Genomic DNA, 19123 nt, shown 5'->3' with positions numbered 1-19123 from the left:
CGGTCGTGCGGGTCCCGTTCGGTAGGAGGCCGGGGCTACTTGAGCTCGCGCGCGTCCAGGAAGTCGCAGTTGGTGTAGACCCGCTCGCCGAGGCAGAGCGGCATGGCCTCCTCGTACGACTCGAACTCGATCAGCGCCAGATAGCGGCGCGGATGGTCGCGGTCCTTTCAGGAGCATGCGGTGTGTGGGGCCGTAACGCGCTCAGGAACAAGCAAGCACCGGGACCGGTGGCCGGCGAATTGCCGACCACCGGTCCCGGTGATGGTTGTTCCTTCGTCCGCCGTGGTCAGACGTCGATGCTGTCCTTCGGAGCGCTGCCGCTCTGCACCTGTGCCGCCTCGGCCTCCGCCTGCTTCTTGGAGGCCCGGAGGCTGGTGATCGTGGTGACGATCAGGACGGAGCAGATCACGCCGAGCGAGACCGGAATGCTGATCTCGGGGACGTGCACCCCGGACTCGTGCAGCGCGTGCAGCACCAGCTTCACGCCGATGAAGCCCAGGATGATCGACAGGCCGTAGCTGAGGTGGACCAGCTTCTTCAGCAGGCCGCCGATGAGGAAGTACAGCTGGCGCAGACCCATCAGGGCGAACGCGTTGGCCGTGAAGACGATGTACGGGTCCTGCGTCAGGCCGAAGATCGCGGGGATGGAGTCGAGGGCGAACAGCACGTCCGTCATGCCGATCGCCAGCATCACGACCAGCATCGGGGTCATGACCCGCTTGCCGTTCTCCTGGATCCACAGCTTGGTGCCGTGGTAGCGGTCGGCCACGCCGAAGCGGCGCTCGGCGGCCTTCAGCAGCTTGTTCTCCTCCCACTCCTCGTCGTCCTCGTCCGCGCGGGCCTCCTGGATGAGCTTCCAGGCGGTCCAGATCAGGAAGGCGCCGAAGAGGTAGAAGACCCACGAGAAGCTGGCGAGGATCGCCGCACCGGCGGCGATGAAGATCGCTCGCAGGACCAGGGCGATGAGGACACCGATCAGCAGCACCCGCTGCTGGTACTGCGACGGCACCGCGAACTTCGCCATGATCAGGACGAAGACGAAGAGGTTGTCGACGCTCAGCGACTTCTCGGTGATGAAGCCGGCGAAGAACTCACCGGCTGGCTGGCCGCCGCCGAACACCAGCAGGCCGAGCCCGAAGAGTACGGCCAGGACGATCCAGACGACTGTCCAGATCCCGGCTTCCTTGATCGATACGTCGTGTGGCTTTCGGCCGATGAAGAAGTCGACCGCGATCAGGGCGGCGAGGCCCACGATCGTCAAAACCCACAAGGTCACGGAAACATCCACTGCGCCTCCGGCAGTCGTTACGGCAAGTGTCAGCGTCGTAGCTGCCGGAGGTCTCTTCCACCCAACGATGGGCCGACGCCCCGGGAACAGGCCGTATCGACCTGGTCCGTATTGACGGGTACGCCGCAGCAGACAGGGAGTACTCCCCTCCGTGCCGCCAACAGTACCCAATCACCAAGAGAAGGTAAAGCGCTTGGCAAAAGAAAGCCCAAAACTCCTGGTCAACAGGCTTTACGAGTACTTGGTACGGGCGGCCGCGACCTGGGTGAGCACCTGCTGGAGGACCTGGCTTCCGGGCGGTACGAGCGACGGCTCGTACGTCCAGGCATGACCGACCCACGGGTCGGCAAGGTGGTCGTCGGGCACCGGGGTCAGTCGCAGCAGCGAACGCCACAGCGGGTCGAGCAAAGGCCCGTAGCCGGAGGACTCCTCGCGGTCGGCCACCATCATCAGGTGGACGCCGAAGGCGGGCCCCTCGTCGGCGAGGTAGCGCAGCTGGTTCACGGCCCGGTCGTCGAAGCCGTGCGGGAAGTCGTTGACGATCAGCAGCTGCTGTGAGGTGTCGAAGCCGGGCGGGAGGGAGTCGGCGGCGCCTCCCCGGACCGCCATCTGCACCAGGTCGACCCGCTGGGTGAGCCGGGTCAGCACGTCCGTCACCCCCGCGGCGCCGAGCGCGGGCGGGGCCGCGAGCACACCGGTCTGCACGAGGGGTGCCAGCGGCTGGGCTCCCGAGCCGGCCGGGTCGATGACATGGACGGTGAACTCGCCCGCCGGGTAGGCGGCGAGGAGCCGGGCCGCGTGCGCGACCGCCGTCTCCATGGCGAGACGTCCCAGCGCGTGCGAGTCGGTGAACAGTCCCTCGGACGACTCCGTCCGTCCGCTGTCGATCCACAGGCCGCGCTCCAGCGGCAGCCGGACCAGCATCGGGATGCGGATCCGGTCGGCCTCGGGGAGATGGAGGTCGCCCAGGCGCAGGGCCATGGGGATCTCCATCGGCACCCGGTAGCCGTGCCACACGGGACTGTCCCAGCGGGCGTACGCGGGCGGCAGGGCCGGTTCGACGACATCGGCCTCGGCCTTGAGCTGGGCGAGGTCCCGGTCGAGGGCCTCCCTGGCCTGGTCGACGAGCTGGGCGTGCCGGGCTCGGGCCGCCTCGCGGGCGGCGTCGCCCTGCCCGCCGATCCGGCTGCGCGGGTCGGACAGGACCTGCTCGAGCTCCTTGTCCATGCGGGACTCGGCGAAGTCGACGGCACTGCGGTAGGCGGCGGTGGTGCGGGCGAGGTCCTCGAACATGCCCCACACCTGGTTGTACAGCCGCTCCTCCATGGACCAGCCGGTCGCGTCGCCGGCGACAGGCTGTGCGGGCTGCCCGGGTGCGGCCGGGGGCGCGGTCGGCGGGGGCGGGGGCGGAGCGGCGTTCCGGCGGCGCGGATGGCTGTAGTCGATCGGGCCGCCCGCGGTGGGCGCGGAGGGCTGGGTGACGGCCGAGGGGTCCGATCCGGCGCCGGGATACTCCGGCGGCTGCCCCTGTCCGCCGGACGTCTGCCCGCCGTACGGGGACATCGCCGGGACCGGGCCGGGCTGGGGCGCGGTGCCGGGCTGGGGCGCGGTGCCGCCCTGGTCCGGGCCGAGGGCGGGGGCCGCCGCCTGCCGGGAGCGGTCACCGTCCGCCGTGCGCGGCGGGGGCGCCTGTACGGAGCGGGCCAGCCCCTGGGCCACGGCGTCGTTGATGCTGCGGGCGAGCTGCTGGGCCTGCGGCAGGCCCTGGTCGGTGAGGAGTTCGGCGAGGCCGCCCGCGTAGCCCTGGCCGATGGCGCGCACCTTCCAGGCGCCCTGCCGGCGGTAGAGCTCCAGGGCGACGACGGCCGACTCGGCGTCCAGGCCGGTGATGGTGTAGCTGGCGACCTCGGCGCCGTCGAGGCCGGTGACGGCGACGAAAGGGGCGGCCACGGCGCCGAAACGGACCGGGCCCGGCCCGCCGGAGGGCAGGGCGAGCAGCACGCTGACACGGTGGACGGCCTCCGGCACGGCGTCCAGGTCCACCGCGAGACGATGGTCGGCGGCGGCCTGGCGGGAGACCTCGAGACCCGGCTGGGTGGGCGCGCCCGGGTGGGCCACCCACTCCACGCCGTGGATCCTGCCGTTCTCGTCGCTGAGCGCGGCCGCGGCCACGATCGGCGTGCCGGCCGAGACCCGGATCTCGAGACGGACCTGGGAGAGCGGGTGATTCTGCCCCCGCACCAGCTCGGCCGTCATCGCCTTCGTCCCCCTGTGTCGTTGTGTGGTGTCGTGTGCCGCTCGCCGGCCCCTGCGGTCCCGGTCCCGCGCGCTCTCAGAGGAGCGGCAGGATCGACGGCATCAGGTCCTGGAAGGTGCGGCCGTTGGCCGGGTTGCCCAGGGCCGTCATCGTCCAGCCCGAGCCCGAGCGGTGCACCTTCGCCATGATCTGGGCCGTGTACTGGCCGCCGCCGGCGAGCGTGTAGCGGGCGAGCTCCTGGCCGTTGGTCTCGTCGACCAGGCGGCAGAACGCGTTCTGCACCTCCTGGAAGGTCTGGCCCGTGAAGGAGTTCACGGTGAAGACGATCTGGTCGATGTGGACCGGGATGCGCGCGAGGTCGACGAGGATCGCCTCGTCGTCGCCGCCCTGGCCGACACCGCCGACGAGGTTGTCCCCGGTGTGGCGCACCGAGCCGTCGTCGCTCACCAGGTGGCGGAAGAAGACGACGTCGACCGGCTGCTTGTCCGCGAACAGGACGGCCGAGGCGTCGAGGTCGACCTCTCGCGTACGCGAGCCGAACAGGCCGCGCCGAGGAGCCGCCTGCCAGCCGAGACCCATGCGCACCGCGGTCAGGCTGCCACCGTCGTTCTTCTGCAGACTGATGGCCTGACCCTTGGTCATGTTGACGGTCACGCGCTGATTCCCCTCTCGAACGTCCCCTGTTGCCGCGCAGTCGCGGTTGATCTGAACACTACGCAGGAGCACTGACAGCGACGTACCCCGGTCCGCACTTTGTGTCGGTCTTGCAACACTGCGCGTACGCGGTCCGCTGTCAGGCCAGGCCCGCCTCCTTCATCTGACGCAGCTCCTTCTTCATCTCGGAGACCTCGTCGCGCAGCCGGGCCGCGATCTCGAACTGGAGGTCCGCGGCGGCGGCCCGCATGCGCGTGGTGAGCTCCTCGATCTGTTCGGCGAGTTCGGCCGCGGGGCGGTCGGTCGGCACCGTCTCCTTGGCCTTGCCCTTGCCCTTGGCGGGCTTGGCCATCTCGGCCGCCTTGCCGAGGGAGGGCACGGGCGCCTTGGTGCCGCCGCCGTCCTTCTTCGCCTTGCGGTAGCCCGAGCCGAGCAGCTGCTCGGTGTCGATGTCCTCACGGGCGATCTGGGCGACGATGTCGTTGATCTTCTTGCGGAGGGGCTGGGGGTCGATGCCCTTCTCCTTGTTGTACGCGACCTGCTTCTCCCGGCGGCGGTTGGTCTCGTCGATGGCCTTCGCCATGGCCGGGGTGATCTTGTCGGCGTACATGTGGACCTGGCCGGAGACGTTGCGCGCGGCGCGGCCGATGGTCTGGATCAGGGAGGTGCCGGAGCGCAGGAAGCCCTCCTTGTCGGCGTCCAGGATCGCCACCAGGGACACCTCGGGCAGGTCGAGGCCCTCCCGCAGGAGGTTGATGCCGACGAGTACGTCGTACTCGCCGGAGCGCAGCTCACGCAGCAGTTCGACCCGGCGCAGGGTGTCGACGTCGCTGTGCAGGTAGCGCACCTGGATGCCCAGCTCCAGGAAGTAGTCGGTGAGGTCCTCGGCCATCTTCTTGGTGAGCGTGGTGACCAGGACGCGCTCGTCCTTCTCCGTGCGCTGCCGGATCTCGTGCACCAGGTCGTCGATCTGGCCCTCGGTGGGCTTGACGACCACTTCCGGGTCGACGAGGCCGGTGGGGCGGATGATCTGCTCGACGACGCCGTCGGAGCGGGAGAGCTCGTAGTTCCCCGGGGTCGCGGACAGGTAGACCGTCTGGCCGATGCGCTCCTGGAACTCCTCCCACTTCAGCGGGCGGTTGTCCAGGGCGGAGGGCAGCCGGAAGCCGTGGTCGACGAGGGTGCGCTTGCGGGAGGCGTCGCCCTCGTACATGGCGCCGATCTGCGGGACGGTGACGTGCGACTCGTCGATGACGAGGAGGAAGTCGTCCGGGAAGTAGTCCAGCAGGGTGTTGGGCGGGGAGCCGGGCAGGCGGCCGTCGAAGTGCATCGAGTAGTTCTCCACGCCGGAGCAGGAGCCGATCTGGCGGAGCATCTCGATGTCGTAGGTCGTGCGCATCCTGAGGCGCTGGGCCTCCAGAAGCTTGCCCTGCTTCTCCAGCTCGGCGAGGCGCTCGCCCAGCTCCTTCTCGATGTCGTTGATGGCCCGCTCCAGGCGCTCGGGCCCTGCGACGTAGTGGGAGGCCGGGAAGACGTACAGCTGCTGGTCGTCGCTGATGATCTCGCCGGTGAGCGGGTGCAGGGTGGACAGCGCCTCGATCTCGTCGCCGAACATCTCGATGCGGACGGCCAGCTCCTCGTAGACCGGGAAGATCTCGATGGTGTCGCCGCGGACGCGGAAGGTGCCGCGGGTGAAGGCCATGTCGTTGCGCGTGTACTGGATGTCCACGAAGCGGCGCAGCAGCTCGTCGCGGTCGTGCTCCTCGCCGACGCGCAGGGGGACCATGCGGTCCACGTACTCCTGTGGCGTACCGAGGCCGTAGATGCAGGAGACCGAGGCGACCACGACGACGTCGCGGCGGGTGAGCAGCGAGTTGGTCGCGGAGTGGCGCAGGCGCTCGACCTCCTCGTTGATCGAGGAGTCCTTCTCGATGTAGGTGTCCGACTGCGGGACGTAGGCCTCGGGCTGGTAGTAGTCGTAGTACGAGACGAAGTACTCGACCGCGTTGTTCGGGAGCAGCTCGCGGAACTCGTTCGCCAGCTGGGCGGCCAGCGTCTTGTTCGGCGCCATCACGAGCGTGGGGCGCTGGAGCTTCTCGATCATCCACGCTGTGGTGGCGGACTTGCCGGTGCCGGTAGCGCCGAGCAGGACGACGTCCTTCTCGCCTGCCTGGATGCGCCGGGCGAGCTCGGCGATGGCCGCCGGCTGGTCGCCGTTCGGCTGGTAGGGGCTGACGACCTCGAAGGGCGCCACCGTGCGTTCGATCTGGGAAACGGGCCGCATGGGTTCCACCGTACGACCCCGCACTGACAACGGGCTGGGATCAGCGGTTCTGCGGGGTGCGGGAGCCCTGGTGCTCCATGGTGCGGCGGGGCCGGAGCCGCAGGCGGTGCGCGGAGTGCTGGACGGCGGTGTGGGTGTGGGCGGGGATGCCGGGCCGCTGCTCGACGGGGGCGACGGTGGGTTTCCCCATGACCATCAGCGGGTCGAACATGACCACGACACCCGCGAGCAGCAGGAAGGCGAGCGGACCGATCAGCATGGGCGCGAGCAGGGCCGCGGGCGACTCACCCGTGGTGGGTTCGGCCGTGCCGTGGAGGTGGACGCTGAGGGCGGCCATACCGGTGTAGTGCATGCCGCTGACGGCGAGTCCCATGACGAGGCTGGCGCCCACGCTCCACAGGAGCCCTCTGACCTGGCCCGCCGCCCACAGGGCGGCGGTGGCGGCGCCCATGGCGATCACTACGGAGACGCCGACGGTGAAGGTGTTGTACTCCAGCTTCCCGTCCAGGCGCATGCCGGCCATGCCGAGGTAGTGCATCGAGGCGATGCCCAGGCCGGTGATGGTGCCGCCGGTGAACAGGGCCGTTCCCCGGGCTCCCTTGTAGCCGACGATGAAGATCCCGATGCCGACCATCACGATCGCGACGGCCAGGCTGGCGAAGGTCATCGACTTGTCGTAGTGGATCGGACTTCCGTGGATCGTGAACCCCATCATCGCGATGAAGTGCATGGTCCAGATGCCGGAGCCGATGGCGGCCGAGCCGAGGGCGAGCCAGCCGGGGCGCCAGGACTGGGCGACGAGCATGGATCTGGTGGTGCAGCGCAGGCCCAGGGCGCCGCCCAGGCAGGCCATGAGGTAGGCCACCAGGGGTGTGACCAGACCGTAGCTGAATCCGTCGACCGTGCCCTGCATGCGCGGCTGCCCTTCCCGCCCTTTGCGTCCCGGAATTCCTGATGTGCGCCCCCTCCCAGGACCGCACGAGCGGTCAGGGTTGACGCAGAGAGTATGACCCCCACCGGAATGGTCGAACGACTTTCCGGCAAAGAAACACGGCCTTGCCCCAGTTGTGCGGTACCAGTGAGCGGAGTTGGGTCACCTCCGTTCAACGTGTGGCCATCCTGTACCCCTCTCGCGTTGACCCTCTGCTGTCACGGTGGTGCTGTCCGTGACGTTGTGATCGCTCGACGCGAGGAGTACGCATGCACGCGCGCGCTGTTGCCGCCTCGACCACCGCACTCCTGGGGACCGCCGCCCTCCTCTTCCCCGTCTCCCCCGCGCGGGCGGCCGGTGCCGGCGCCTCGCCGGTGGTCATCGCGCACCGGGGGGCCTCCGCGTACGCGCCCGAGAACACGCTGGCCGCCGTGGACAAGGCGGCGGAGCTGGGCATCCGGTGGGTGGAGAACGACGTCCAGCGGACCCGGGACGGCGAGCTGGTCGTCCTCCACGACGACAACCTGCGGCGCACCACCGACGTCGAGGAGGTCTTCCCCGGCCGGGCCCCCTGGAAGGTGAAGGACTTCACCGCCGCCGAGATCGCCCGTCTCGACGCGGGCAGCTGGTTCGGCCCCGCGTACGCGGGCGCGCGCGTGCCGACGCTGGAGCAGTTCGTGCACCGCGTCGAGCACCATCACCAGAAGCTTCTCCTGGAGATCAAGAACCCGGAGCTGTACCCGGGCATCGAGCGGCAGACGCTGAAGGTCCTCAGCAACGAGGGCTGGCTCGACCGCTCGCATCTGGCGGGCCGGCTGATCGTGCAGAGCTTCAGCGCGGACAGCGTCCGGACGGTGCACGAGCTGAAGCCCGGTGTGAAGACCGGCTTCCTGGGAACGCCGCCGGTGTCGGACCTGCTGGACTACGCCGGATTCGCCGACCAGATCAACCCCTCGCACGGCTCGCTCTCACCGGCCTATGTGGCCTCGGTGCAGGCGTTCGACGGGCCGCACGGCAGGCCGATGGAGGTCTTCACCTGGACGGTCGACGACGCGGCGACGGCCCAGCGGGTCGCCGGATACGGGGTCGACGGGATCATCACCAACAAGCCGGATGTGGTGCGCAAGGCCGTGCGCGGGTGATCCGTCGTCCCGTCGGGCGGCGTTGTCAGTGGCGGGTCGTACCGTGGGCGCATGGACAGTCAGGGGCAGGTCGAGCCGCGAGTCGTGTGGGCGGTCGTGGAGAGCGCCATCGGGCCGTTGCTGCTGGCCGCCGGCCGGGACGGCCTGATCAACGTCGTGTTCCACGCCACGGACGCGGTGCGGGACCGGGCGGTCGAGCGGTTGGCGTCGCGGCTCGGCACCGAGCCCGTCGAGGCGCCCGGATCCCCGCTGCTGGCCGAGGCGATACGGCAGTTCGAGGCGTACTTCGCGGGTGAGCGACGCGATTTCGACCTGCCGCTGGACTGGTCGCTGATCTCCGGCTTCAACCGGGAGGTCCTGCGCGAACTGGCCTCCGGCGTGCCGTACGGCACGGTCGTCGGGTACGGCGATCTGGCCGGGCGGGTCGGCCAGCCGGGCGCCGCCCAGGCCGTGGGCATGGCGATGGGCGCCAATCCGCTGCCGGTGGTGGTGCCCTGTCACCGGGTCGTCGAGAGCGGCGGCGGCATCGGCGGCTTCGGGGGCGGGCTGGAGACCAAGCGGAGGCTGCTCGCCCTGGAAGGGGTGCTGCCGGAGCCGCTGTTCTGAGGCCCGGGCCTGGTCAGTCGTAGTGCCGTGCCTCGAAGACGTTGCCGTCCGGGTCGCGGAAGTAGAAGCTGCGCGTGGCCTTGCCCCGAGCTCCGAACGAGTCGTACGAGAGGTCCGACACCGGTACGGAGCGCTCCTCCAGGCGGCTGAGGAGGGCGTCGAAGTCGCCGCGGGGCAGCGACAGGCAGACATGGTTGACGGGGTGCCCCGCGCTGTCGGCGGCGCCGGGCAGCATCGTCATGCGTGCCGCGAAGGTCAGCGGCATGAGGTCGAGGATCGTCTCGTCGTTGACGCGCACGGAAGGGAACGGCACCTCGCCGGCGGCGAACTCGGCGAGCCTGAGCCCCTCCAAGCCGACGGCCTTCTGGTAGAAGTCGGCGGCGGCGAGCGGGTCGCGCACCCAGAGGACGACGTGGTCGAGGCGTGGTGTGTGGTCCGTCATGCACTCCAGGCTCGTGAGGTCTCCGACAGCCCGCAAGGGTTTGGCCCGGCGCGCCGCCCGCCAGAGATGAGGGAAGACCGGCTGACAGGAGGCAGGCGCGTGGTGCTGGTGGTGTCCGAAGAAGTGCGGGAGGCGATCGACGCGCGCCGGCCCGTGGTGGCCCTGGAGTCCACGATCATCGCCCACGGGCTGCCCCGGCCGCGCAACCTCCAGGTGGCGCTGGAGCTGGAGACGGCCGTGCGGCAGGAGGGCGCGGTGCCCGCGACCATCGCCGTCCTGGACGGGCGGCCCCATGTCGGGCTGGACAAGGAGCAGCTGGAGCGGGTCGCGAACGAGGACGGGATCCGCAAGCTGGGCCATCGCGATCTGCCGCTCGCGGTGGCTTCCGGGGCGAGCGGGGCGACCACGGTGTCGGCGACCGCGCTGCTGGCCGCGCTGGCGGGCGTACGGGTGTTCGCGACGGGTGGGCTCGGCGGGGTGCACCGGGAGTGGACGGTGACGCAGGACGAGTCGGCCGACCTGGGGCTGCTGGCGCGAACGCGGATCACGGTGGTGTGTGCCGGGGTGAAGTCGATCCTGGACGTGCCGGCGACGCTACAGCGGCTGGAGACGCTGGGTGTCGCGGTGGCCGGATACGGCACCGACCGGTTCCCGGGCTTCTACCTGTCCGACTCGGGGCATCCGGTGGACTGGACGCTGCGGACGCCGGAACAGGTGGCGGGCGTCATGCGGGCCCAGGACGCGCTCGACGGGCCGGAGTCGGCGCTGATCGTCGCCAACCCCGTCCCCCAGGAGGAGCAGCTCGATCCGGAGCTGCACGCACGCGTGCTCGCGGACGCGCTGCACGCGTGCGAGGAGGAGGGCATCACCGGCCAGGCGGTCACCCCGTTCCTGCTCGACTACCTGGTACGGCACACCGACGGCGCCTCCCTGAGCGCCAACCTGGCGGCGGTCCGCGGCAACGTACGCCTGGCGGCGCGGATCGCGGCGGCCTGGGCCCGGGGATGACCGGCGCCGGGGCCGGGCCCCGGGGCGGCGACGCGGCGCGCGGGGTGCGCTCGGCAGCGGCCGACGGGGGCTCCGCGGAAGGCCAGGCACTGCTCGTGGTCGGGGACGTCATCACCGATGTCGTCGCGCGGCACCGGGGGCCCCTCGCGGCCGGGACGGACACGGCTGCCGCCATCCGGACGGTGCCGGGCGGGGCCGGCGCCAACGTGGCGTGCTGGGCCGCGCACCGGGGTGCCGCGGAGGTGCGGCTGCTCGGTCGCGTGGGCGCGGAGGCCGCCGCCTGGCACGAGCGCGAGCTGACGGCCCAGGGCGTGCGTCCCCGGCTCGTCGTCGACCTGCGGGCGCCGACCGGCACAGTGATCTGCCTGGTGGACGGGGGCGCCTCGGCGGAGCGGACCTTCCTCACCGACAGCGGCGCGTCGTTGCGGCTCGAACCCGCCGACTGGTCGGACGCGCTGCTCGACGGGGTCGCCCGGCTTCACCTGTCGGGGTACCTCCTGTTCTCCGAGCCGAGTCGCGCCCTGGTGACGGTGGCCCTCGAAGCCGCACGCGCGCGTGGAGTGCCGGTGAGCCTCGACCCGGCGTCGGCCGGCTTCCTCGGGGAGCTCGGCGCCGAGCGGTTCCTGGCACTCGTCGAGGGCGTGGACGTACTGCTGCCCAGCCGGGACGAGGCCTGCCTGCTGACAGGGCTGACCGACACGGCCGGGGCGGCTGCCGCACTGAGCCTGCGCGTCCCCCTGGTCGTCGCCAAGCAGGGCCACGAGGGCGCGCTCGTCGCCCGCTCGGGGAGGGTGTGCGCCCGCGTGCCCGCCGCACCGGCCACGCCCCGGGACACCACGGGCGCCGGGGATGCCTTCACGGGCGCGTTCCTCGCCGCGCTGCTCGCCGGCGCGGGGCCGGTGGAGGCGGCGCGGGAGGGCTGCCGGGCGGGAGCGCGGGCCGTGGAACGGGTGGGCGGCAGACCGCCCTTGCCGGGCTGACGGCGCTGCCCGACAGACCGCCCTCGCCCCGGGCTGACGGCCCTGCCCGACAGACCGCCCTCGCCGGGCTGACGGCCCTGCCCGACAGACCGGCCCGACCAACGTATGCCCGACACGCGCCGCCGTGCCCGGTGTCCGGTGCCCAGTCCCCGGCGCCCAGTCCCCGGCGCCCTGTGCCTAGCGCCAGGTGCACGACGCCCGGTGCACGGTGCACGGCGCGCGCCGCCCGGCAACCGCCGCCCGCCGCCCGGCACCGCCACCCGCCACCCGCCACCCAGCCGGCGGCTACTGCTTGCGCCCCCACGCCGAGATCATCGGCGCCGTGGTCAGGTCGAGCGCGCCGGACGTGACGTTCACCAGGTGCCGGTCGATGTCCTGGTCCGTGGCGAGGCCCGCCGTGACCAGCTGATCACGGACCTGGCGGATCGTGACGGACTCCAGGGCCGCACAGGCGGGGGAGGCGAGGGGGAAGTAGGCGTCGGCGTGGACACGGGTCAGGCCTGCCTCGCGGAGCAGGCGCGGGAGGGTGCGGCCGCTGGGGAGCTCGGTCCCGCGGTCGGCGAGCAGTTTGCGGAAGCCCTGCCGCAGCCGGTTCGCGAGCTGCTGCTCGGGGCCGTGCTCGTCGGGGCAGAGGAGGGGCTGAAGGGTGGGGTCGGCGTCCTCGACGAGGAGACGCCCGCCGGGGCGCAGGGCCGTGACCATGGACCGCAACGCCCGCTCCCGGTCGGTCACGTGGACCAGGGCCAGACGGGCGTGCACCAGGTCGAAGCCCTCCCCCGGCGGCTCCTGCGCGCCGAGGTCGTGGACGCGCACCTCGACGGGCGGCCGGGCGGCCGGGGCGAGCCGTGCGGTGTCGGTGTCGGTCGCGACGACCCGTCCGGTCGGGCCGACCTTCTTCGCCAGCCAGGACACCACGGAGGTGCCGCCCGCACCGACCTCCCAGCACCGCCAGCCGGATCCGATGCCGAGCGCCTCGAGATGCCGGAACGTCGTGGGGTCGAAGAGAGCGGCGAAGGCGCTGAAGTGCTCTGCCGCCTCGGGCTGCCGGTTGTCGAGGAGGTACCCATCGGTTCGCGTCATGCCGAGATCATCCCATTTATCCGACTTGTCGGTAACGGTCGACGCTCCGGCACGGAGAACCACACCGCACCGGCACGCGTCGATGTCCCAGGGGGCGACGGCGGCGGCACGTCGTTCGTCCACAGCCGGGAACCAAGCGGAACGAGCCGTTTCCACAGGCTTACCCGCAGCTCACGTCGGCCTGGCAGACTGACGCGCCAAGGCGCAGGAACGGCGCGAGGAGTTCCACGCAAGGAGATCCGGATGTCCATGGCAGGGAATCTGCGGAAGGTCACGAGCCTCGGCGGGGTCGGCGGCCTGCGCAAGGTGGCTCGGCTGGCCCGGCGGCGCCCCCGCGTCGACCTGAGCCACCCGGCCCGGTCCCCGCTGGGCTCCTCGGTGGTCAACTGCGTGACGTACCGGGACGGCGTCCGCACCCCCGCGCGCGGCGATCTGGTGGACGTCGTGGAGCGGGTGCGCAAGAGCCGGGAGGGCTTCGTCTGGCTCGGGCTGCACGAGCCGAACGACCGGGAGTTCGCCGGCATCGCCGAGCTCTTCGACCTGCACCCTCTGGCCGTGGAGGACGCCGTCGAGGCCCACCAGCGCCCGAAGCTGGAGCGCTACGGCGAGACGCTCTTCGCGGTGTTCAAGACGGTCTGTTACGTCGAGCACGAGGAGCTCACGGCCACCAGCGAGGTGGTGAACACCGGCGAGATCATGGTGTTCGTCGGCGAGGACTTTGTGATCACGGTGCGGCACGGGCGGCACGGTTCACTGGGCCCCCTGCGCGAGGAGCTGGAGTCCGACCCCCAGCAGCTGGCCAAGGGCCCGTCCGCGGTGCTGCACGCCATCGCGGACCATGTGGTCGACGACTATCTGACCGTCACGGACTCGGTGCAGGAGGACATCGACCAGGTCGAGACGGACGTGTTCGCGGAGAACGGCGCGCGGGCGGACCCGGGGCGCATCTACCAGCTCAAGCGGGAACTCCTCGAACTGAAGCGGGCGGTGGTGCCGCTCAGCCGGCCGCTCGAGGATCTCGCCACCCGGCCGATCCGCGCGGTCGACCCCGAGATACAGGCGTACTTCCGCGATGTCTCGGACCACCTGCTGCGGGCGAAGGAGCAGATCGCCGCGTTCGACGAACTGCTCAACTCCATCCTCCAGGCCCACCTCGCGCAGGTCACGGTCGCGCAGAACGAGGACATGCGGAAGATCACGGCGTGGGCCGCGATCATCGCCGTGCCGACGATGGTCTGCGGGGTGTACGGCATGAACTTCGACCACATGCCGGAGCTGCACTGGAAGTACGGCTACGGCATGGTCCTCGGCGTGATATCCGTCGCGTGCCTGACGCTGTACCGGGGATTCCGGCGCAGCGGCTGGCTCTGACCAGGGCGGGTGACCCGCACCAGGGACCCGCACCAGGGACCCGCGCCAGGGGCCCGCGAGGTGACCTATCGGGTGGTGGTCCTGGCGTAGACGCTCTCGGCCCAGGAGGCGATCTGGTCGTTCGCAAGGTGCCGGACCAGATCGGCTTCGCTGATCATGCCGACCAGGCGCTTGTCCTGGATGACGGGCAGCCGGCGGATCTGGTGCTCCTGCATCTCGCGGAGCACCTCGCTGACATCGGCGTCCGCGTCGATCCAGCGGGGGGTGCCCTTGGCCATCTCGCCCGCGGTGACCTTGGCGGGGTCGTGGCCCATGGCGACGCAGCCGACGACGATGTCGCGGTCGGTGAGGATGCCGCACAGCCGCTCGTTCTCGTCGCTGATGGGCAGGGCGCCGACGTTCAGTTCGCGCATGAGCTGGGCGGCGCGGTCGAGGGTTTCGTGGGCGGGGATCCACTGGGCGCCGCGGTGCATGATGTCTCCGGCGGTGGTCATGGAGTACCTCCCGGTGCCGGACGGCCGGCGCGGTGCGGGACACACCGCGAGTCCCGGCGCCCTTCATTCTCGCCGTGCCCCGGGGCGCCCGCACACGGAGCCGCGCCCTGCCCCCGCCGCACCGAGTCGCGCCTCGTCGGACAGCCGTTCAGCCACCCCACGCGGGATGGCGCGGATCGTCGGCCCGTACCAGGACGTCGGCCGTGCCAGCCGGGTCGGTCTCCTGCTCGTAGCGCTCGAAGGCCGGCAGGGTCCAGTGCTCGGCCTCGGGCGTACGGCGGCGCAGGGCGCCGGGCGAGAGCAGGACGTGGACGCTCAGATCGAGGGGGAACCAGTGCCGCAGGAGGAAGGGCCCGTGCAGCAACAGCACGCCGCCGGGCGGGAGTTGGACGTAGGGGCTGCGGGTCGCCCGGTCGGCGGCCGGGTCCCACAGGTCGGGCAGGACGCGGCCGTCACCGCCGGCTTCGAGGGGGCCGAACACCTCGCGCCACAGGGCGCCGGTGTCGTACCAGCCGCTGTAGTAGGCCTCCACGTCCCGGTGGCCGTACTCCAGCCGTACGGAGGCGGGGCGCAGGAAGCCCTCCGTGCCCACAACGAGCGAGGAGCGGCCGCGGACGCGGAGCGCTTCCGAAACCCGCTGGGCGAGGTCGCCCGGGCGGGCGGCGGGGGCGCCGTCGAAGGCGATGCGCGGCCAGGGACTGCCGTCGGCGGGCTTCAGGTCGAGCAGGCGCTCGGCGAGCAGGTCGACGAGCCGGTCCCAGGTGATCGCTTCGAGTCGCACACGGCCCATGATGCGTCAGGCCGCGGCAGGACGTCCCGGGGGTCGCCGCCGTCCCCTCCCGGGACGCACCTAGTTCGCGCGCCGCCCCTCCCCGGACGCACCTAGTTCGCGCGCCGCCCCTCCCGGGACGACGTAGTTCGCGCGCCGCCCCTCCCGGGCGCACGTAGTGCGCGCGCTGTCGTCAGGGGGAATGAACCCCCCATGGCCCCTCGCGCGACGCCCCCGTCCCACCCCGGACTTGTCGTCTTCCAGCCCCTCAAGCGGCGGCACTGCGCCGAGTGCCGGCGAGGGTCGCTGCCGCTGCTCGTCGTCGAGGACGGCGCCCCGCGCTGCCTCGACTGCGCCGACCTCGGTCATCTGGTGTTCCTGCCGCGCGGCGACACCGCGCTGACGCGCAGGGCCCGGGAGGAGAGCACGCTGTCGGCGGTGGTCGTGCGCTTCAACCGGCGCAGGAGCCGTTACGAGCGGCAGGGCGTCCTGGTCGAGGAGGCGGCGCTCGCCCGGGCCGAGCAGCGGTGCCTCGCGGACGCCGAGGCGCGACGGCGGCGCCGGGTGCGGGACGCGCGGCGGCGGGCGGCCCAGGACGAACTGTTCGCTCAGGCGTTCGCGACGGAGATACGGCGGTTGTTCCCCGGGTGCCCGCCCGACCGGGCACGGGCCATCGCCGCGCACGCCTCGGAGCGGGGCAGCGGGCGGGTGGGCCGCAGCGCGGCGGGGCGGGCGCTGACCGAGGGGGCGGTGACGTCGGCGGTGGTGGCGTCCGTACGGCATCTGGACACGCCGTACGACCGGCTGCTGATGAGCGGCGTGCCGCGGCACGAGGCGCGGCGGCGGATCTCGGCGGCGGTGGAGACGGTGCTGAGGGGGTGGACCGAGGCGGGGCTCGGTTCCGCGGGGTGAGCTGAGCGGCGCCGGACACGGCCGTCCGGTGAACAGTGGGCGGTGGGCGTGGGCGGTGGGCGTGGGCGGTGGACGGTGGACGGTGGACGTTCGCGTATGTCCCCGCGCCGCTGGGCCATGGTCGCTGTGCTCGTACGGGATTTCAGTTGTGGTGAGGCAGGGTGCCGGGCAGGATCCCGGCTCGACGGGCGGGAGAGGCTGACATGATCGACGGACCGTACTTCGTGCTGACGGTGCTGGGTGTGCTCGGGACCGGTCTGGTGGCCGGGGTGTTCTGCGGCTTCTCGACCTTCGTCATGCGGGGCCTGGCCACGCTGCCGCCCGCGCAGGGGGTGGCCGCGATGCACGCGATCAACGTGGCCGCGGTGACACCGCCCTTCATGGCCGTGTTCCTCGGCTCGGCGGTGCTGTGCGCGGTGATCGCCGTGGTGACGTTCGTCGTGTGGCCGGACGAGGGGACGGTGGAGCTGCTGGTGGGCAGTGCGCTGTACCTGTTCGGCTCGTTCGGGCTCACCATGGTCGCGAACGTGCCGCGCAACGACGCGCTGGCCAAGCTGGAGCCGGGCACGTCGGAGGCGGCCGCGTATTGGCCGGCGTATGTGCGCGAGTGGACGATGTGGAACCACGTCCGCACGGTCGCCTCGGCCGGGGCGGCCCTGGCGTACGTCCTGGCCCTCACCTGACGCCCGCGCCACACGCCGACCGGCACCGGCGCCGACGGCAGGCCCGGCACCCAGCGGCAGGCACCCAGCGGCAGACACCGCCCGGCCCTCTGCGCGCACGCCTACGCGGACGTATCGTGGCGGGAAGAGTGCCGCCCGACGACGCACGGCCTGTCACACGCGCACGCAAGGAAGACGGCCATGGCCGATCCCAAGGGTTTCCTGACCACGCCCCGCCAGGACTGGCCGCGCAGGCCGGTCGAGGAGCGGGTGCGGGACTGGAACGAGGTCTACGTCCCCGGGGCGCTGCTGCCGATCATCGGCAAGCAGGCCGACCGCTGCATGGACTGCGGCATCCCCTTCTGCCACGACGCCTGTCCGCTGGGCAATCTGATCCCCGAGTGGAACGACCTGGTGTCCCGGGAGGACTGGCGGGCCGCCGCCGACCGGCTGCACGCGACGAACAACTTTCCCGAGTTCACGGGCCGGTTGTGCCCGGCGCCGTGCGAGGCGGGGTGCGTGCTGGCGATCAACCAGCCGGCCGTCACCATCAAGAACGTCGAGTGCGCGATCGCCGACCGGGCGTGGGAGGAGGGCTTCGCGAAGCCGGGCCCGCCGGAGCGGCTGTCCGGCAAGACGGTCGCGGTGATCGGTTCGGGGCCCACCGGGCTGGCCGCGGCCCAGCAGCTGACCCGGGCCGGGCACACGGTCGCGGTGTACGAGCGGGACGACCGGCTCGGCGGGCTGATGCGGTACGGCATCCCCGCGTTCAAGATGGAGAAGCACCATCTGGAGCGGCGGCTGGAGCAGATGGCGGCCGAGGGGACGAAGTTCCGCACGTCGACGGCGGTCGGGCGGGACATCGGGGCCGACGAGCTGCGGACCCGCTACGACGCCGTGGTGATCGCGACGGGGGCGACGGCATGGCGCGAACTCTCCGTCCCGGGCCGGGAGCTGACGGGTGTTCACCAGGCGATGGAGTACCTGCCGCTGGCCAACCGGGTGTGCGAGGGCGATCTGGAGACGTCCCCGCTGTCGGCCGCCGGGAAGCACGTCGTCATCGTCGGCGGCGGCGACACCGGGGCGGACTGCCTGGGCACGGCCGTACGGGAGGGCGCCGCGTCCGTGACCCAGGTGGACATCTACGCGCTACCGGCCGCGGAGCGCGACGAGGACACCGAGCCCTGGCCGACGTATCCGGTGCGGGTCTACCGGCTGTCCGCGGCGCACGAGGAGGCCCGTGACCTGCGGACCGCTCCGGTGGCCGACGCGGACGCCCGGCTGTTCGCGGCGTCCACGCTGCGCTTCGACGGCGACGCGGAGGGGCATGTGCGGTCGCTGCACCTGGTCGAGGTGGACGCGTGGCGCCGCCCGGTGGACGGCACCGGGCGGACGCTCCCCGCCGACCTCGTACTGCTCGCGCTCGGCTTCACCGGGCCCGACCGGCAGGACGGGCTCGTCGACCAGCTGGGGCTGGAGCTGGAGCCCCGCGGCACGATCGCGCGCGACGCCGGTTTCGCCACGAACGTGCCCGGCGTGTTCGCCGCGGGGGACGCCGCCCGGGGGCAGTCGCTCATCGTCTGGGCGATCGCCGAGGGGCGGGCGGTGGCGGCCGCCGTAGACCGCCATCTGACGGGCAGTTCCACGCTGCCCGCCCCGATCGGACCGTACGACCGGCCCATGGCGGTGTAGCCGCTCCGGTCATCAGCGCCTCCGGTCACCTCTCGTCCGTCCCCGCCGCCTTCCCCGTGGACAGCGCCACCCGGTTCCACGTGTTGATCGTGAGGATCAGGGCGAGCACCTGGGCCAGTTCCCGCTCGTCGAACTGTGCGGCGGCCTCGGCGTACACGTCGTCCGGGACACCGGCGTCGGCGACCATCGTGACCGCCTCCGTGAGGGCGAGGGCCGCCTGCTCCCGCTCGGTGAAGAAGTGGCGGGCCTCGCGCCACACGGCGACCATGTGCAGCCGGTCCTCGCTCTCGCCGGCCTTGCGGGCGTCGTTGGTGTGCATGTGGAGGCAGTACGCGCAGTGGTTGAGGTGCGAGGCGCGGATCTGGATCAGTTCGACGAGGGCCGGGTCGAGGCCCTCACGGGCGGCGGCGTCGAAGGCGATGAGGGCCCGGAAGGCCTTCGGGGCGGACTTGGCGAACTCCAGCCGGGGGGCTTTCACAGGGGTGCTGTTCGTGCTCGTGTTCGTCGTCATGTCCCTCAACCTACGGGCCCGAAAGACCCACGGTAGGGTG

Annotated in this window: 18 protein-coding genes; 8 read left to right on the top strand and 10 right to left on the bottom strand. The window is 71.7% G+C overall.

Annotation, left to right across the window (positions count from 1 at the left end):
• Positions 1–286 precede the first annotated feature (286 nt).
• The 5 genes from IE255_RS06265 to IE255_RS06245 all read right to left on the bottom strand — a co-directional run bounded on the left by IE255_RS06265 (position 287) and on the right by IE255_RS06245 (position 7396).
• Positions 287–1288: a TerC/Alx family metal homeostasis membrane protein gene (locus tag IE255_RS06265; RefSeq protein ID WP_190049085.1), complete on the bottom strand. Its 1002-nt coding sequence runs from the start codon at positions 1286–1288 to the stop codon at positions 287–289.
• Between the two features lie 231 nt (positions 1289–1519).
• Complete coding sequence (locus tag IE255_RS06260; protein WP_190049084.1) at positions 1520–3544, bottom strand: TerD family protein; 2025 nt, start codon at positions 3542–3544, stop codon at positions 1520–1522.
• Positions 3545–3620: 76 nt separating this feature from the next.
• A complete protein-coding gene (locus tag IE255_RS06255) occupies positions 3621–4199 on the bottom strand; it encodes a TerD family protein (RefSeq protein WP_190049083.1) in 579 nt (192 codons plus the stop codon).
• A 139-nt stretch (positions 4200–4338) separates the two neighbouring features.
• Positions 4339–6483 carry an excinuclease ABC subunit UvrB gene (uvrB, locus tag IE255_RS06250; protein ID WP_190049082.1) on the bottom strand — a complete coding sequence of 715 codons (2145 nt, stop codon included), beginning with the start codon at positions 6481–6483 and terminating at the stop codon, positions 4339–4341.
• A 40-nt stretch (positions 6484–6523) separates the two neighbouring features.
• Positions 6524–7396 (bottom strand): MHYT domain-containing protein, encoded by an 873-nt coding sequence (locus IE255_RS06245; RefSeq protein ID WP_190049081.1) that lies wholly within the window; start codon positions 7394–7396, stop codon positions 6524–6526.
• A 287-nt stretch (positions 7397–7683) separates the two neighbouring features.
• Here IE255_RS06245 and IE255_RS06240 point away from each other — a divergent pair, with 287 nt between their 5' ends.
• Both IE255_RS06240 and IE255_RS06235 read left to right on the top strand, forming a co-directional pair.
• On the top strand, positions 7684–8556 hold the full coding sequence (locus tag IE255_RS06240; protein WP_190049080.1) for a glycerophosphodiester phosphodiesterase: 873 nt from the start codon (positions 7684–7686) through the stop codon (positions 8554–8556).
• A gap of 51 nt (positions 8557–8607) precedes the next feature.
• Positions 8608–9162, top strand: a complete 555-nt coding sequence (locus IE255_RS06235; RefSeq protein WP_190049079.1) for a methylated-DNA--[protein]-cysteine S-methyltransferase — start codon at positions 8608–8610, stop codon at positions 9160–9162.
• A 13-nt stretch (positions 9163–9175) separates the two neighbouring features.
• Here IE255_RS06235 and IE255_RS06230 read toward each other — a convergent pair whose 3' ends face one another.
• Positions 9176–9604, bottom strand: a complete 429-nt coding sequence (locus tag IE255_RS06230) for a VOC family protein (protein WP_190049078.1) — start codon at positions 9602–9604, stop codon at positions 9176–9178.
• A gap of 102 nt (positions 9605–9706) precedes the next feature.
• Here IE255_RS06230 and IE255_RS06225 point away from each other — a divergent pair, with 102 nt between their 5' ends.
• A complete protein-coding gene (locus tag IE255_RS06225; RefSeq protein ID WP_190049361.1) occupies positions 9707–10612 on the top strand; it encodes a pseudouridine-5'-phosphate glycosidase in 906 nt (301 codons plus the stop codon).
• A complete protein-coding gene (locus IE255_RS06220) occupies positions 10609–11592 on the top strand; it encodes a carbohydrate kinase family protein (protein ID WP_229906288.1) in 984 nt (327 codons plus the stop codon). Before IE255_RS06225 ends, IE255_RS06220 begins: the two co-directional genes overlap by 4 nt.
• Before the next feature lie 285 nt (positions 11593–11877).
• Here the strand turns inward: IE255_RS06220 and IE255_RS06215 are convergent, their stop codons facing one another.
• Positions 11878–12672: a methyltransferase domain-containing protein gene (locus IE255_RS06215; protein ID WP_190049077.1), complete on the bottom strand. Its 795-nt coding sequence runs from the start codon at positions 12670–12672 to the stop codon at positions 11878–11880.
• Positions 12673–12915: 243 nt separating this feature from the next.
• On the opposite strand from IE255_RS06215, the gene IE255_RS06210 reads away from it, so the two are divergent.
• Positions 12916–14043, top strand: a complete 1128-nt coding sequence (locus tag IE255_RS06210) for a magnesium and cobalt transport protein CorA (protein WP_190049076.1) — start codon at positions 12916–12918, stop codon at positions 14041–14043.
• Between the two features lie 65 nt (positions 14044–14108).
• On the opposite strand, the gene IE255_RS06205 is transcribed toward IE255_RS06210, so the two are convergent.
• Both IE255_RS06205 and IE255_RS06200 read right to left on the bottom strand, forming a co-directional pair.
• Positions 14109–14537 carry a CBS domain-containing protein gene (locus IE255_RS06205; protein ID WP_190049075.1) on the bottom strand — a complete coding sequence of 143 codons (429 nt, stop codon included), beginning with the start codon at positions 14535–14537 and terminating at the stop codon, positions 14109–14111.
• Between the two features lie 148 nt (positions 14538–14685).
• Positions 14686–15327: a nucleoside/nucleotide kinase family protein gene (locus IE255_RS06200; protein ID WP_190049074.1), complete on the bottom strand. Its 642-nt coding sequence runs from the start codon at positions 15325–15327 to the stop codon at positions 14686–14688.
• A 192-nt stretch (positions 15328–15519) separates the two neighbouring features.
• Between IE255_RS06200 and IE255_RS06195 the strand changes: the two genes are divergently transcribed.
• From IE255_RS06195 to IE255_RS06185, 3 genes are all read left to right on the top strand, one after another.
• On the top strand, positions 15520–16218 hold the full coding sequence (locus IE255_RS06195; protein ID WP_190049073.1) for a DUF2293 domain-containing protein: 699 nt from the start codon (positions 15520–15522) through the stop codon (positions 16216–16218).
• Positions 16219–16421: 203 nt separating this feature from the next.
• Entirely contained in the window at positions 16422–16901 is a 480-nt protein-coding gene (locus IE255_RS06190; protein WP_190049072.1) for an anthrone oxygenase family protein, read from the top strand.
• A 180-nt stretch (positions 16902–17081) separates the two neighbouring features.
• Positions 17082–18572: a glutamate synthase subunit beta gene (locus IE255_RS06185; protein ID WP_190049071.1), complete on the top strand. Its 1491-nt coding sequence runs from the start codon at positions 17082–17084 to the stop codon at positions 18570–18572.
• 25 nt (positions 18573–18597) lie between these two features.
• Here the strand turns inward: IE255_RS06185 and IE255_RS06180 are convergent, their stop codons facing one another.
• On the bottom strand, positions 18598–19083 hold the full coding sequence (locus IE255_RS06180; RefSeq protein WP_190049070.1) for a carboxymuconolactone decarboxylase family protein: 486 nt from the start codon (positions 19081–19083) through the stop codon (positions 18598–18600).
• Positions 19084–19123 lie beyond the last annotated feature (40 nt).

Origin of the sequence: Streptomyces lomondensis (genome assembly GCF_014651035.1) — a bacterium.
GTDB classification, from domain to species: Bacteria; Actinomycetota; Actinomycetes; order Streptomycetales; family Streptomycetaceae; genus Streptomyces; species Streptomyces lomondensis.
The sequence above is the reverse complement of the archived record's forward strand: the minus strand, read 5'-3'. Positions and strand labels throughout refer to the sequence as shown.

Excerpts from the sequence above, each read along its gene's own strand:
- IE255_RS06260 (WP_190049084.1), bottom strand. The coding sequence starts at position 3,544 with ATGACGGCCGAGCTGGTGCGGGGGCAGAATCACCCGCTCTCCCAGGTC.
- uvrB (WP_190049082.1), bottom strand. The coding sequence starts at position 6,483 with ATGCGGCCCGTTTCCCAGATCGAACGCACGGTGGCGCCCTTCGAGGTC.
- IE255_RS06245 (WP_190049081.1), bottom strand. The coding sequence starts at position 7,396 with ATGCAGGGCACGGTCGACGGATTCAGCTACGGTCTGGTCACACCCCTG.
- IE255_RS06240 (WP_190049080.1), top strand. The coding sequence starts at position 7,684 with ATGCACGCGCGCGCTGTTGCCGCCTCGACCACCGCACTCCTGGGGACC.
- IE255_RS06235 (WP_190049079.1), top strand. The coding sequence starts at position 8,608 with ATGGACAGTCAGGGGCAGGTCGAGCCGCGAGTCGTGTGGGCGGTCGTG.
- IE255_RS06230 (WP_190049078.1), bottom strand. The coding sequence starts at position 9,604 with ATGACGGACCACACACCACGCCTCGACCACGTCGTCCTCTGGGTGCGC.
- IE255_RS06220 (WP_229906288.1), top strand. The coding sequence starts at position 10,609 with ATGACCGGCGCCGGGGCCGGGCCCCGGGGCGGCGACGCGGCGCGCGGG.
- IE255_RS06215 (WP_190049077.1), bottom strand. The coding sequence starts at position 12,672 with ATGACGCGAACCGATGGGTACCTCCTCGACAACCGGCAGCCCGAGGCG.
- IE255_RS06210 (WP_190049076.1), top strand. The coding sequence starts at position 12,916 with ATGTCCATGGCAGGGAATCTGCGGAAGGTCACGAGCCTCGGCGGGGTC.
- IE255_RS06205 (WP_190049075.1), bottom strand. The coding sequence starts at position 14,537 with ATGACCACCGCCGGAGACATCATGCACCGCGGCGCCCAGTGGATCCCC.
- IE255_RS06200 (WP_190049074.1), bottom strand. The coding sequence starts at position 15,327 with ATGGGCCGTGTGCGACTCGAAGCGATCACCTGGGACCGGCTCGTCGAC.
- IE255_RS06195 (WP_190049073.1), top strand. The coding sequence starts at position 15,520 with ATGGCCCCTCGCGCGACGCCCCCGTCCCACCCCGGACTTGTCGTCTTC.
- IE255_RS06190 (WP_190049072.1), top strand. The coding sequence starts at position 16,422 with ATGATCGACGGACCGTACTTCGTGCTGACGGTGCTGGGTGTGCTCGGG.
- IE255_RS06185 (WP_190049071.1), top strand. The coding sequence starts at position 17,082 with ATGGCCGATCCCAAGGGTTTCCTGACCACGCCCCGCCAGGACTGGCCG.
- IE255_RS06180 (WP_190049070.1), bottom strand. The coding sequence starts at position 19,083 with ATGACGACGAACACGAGCACGAACAGCACCCCTGTGAAAGCCCCCCGG.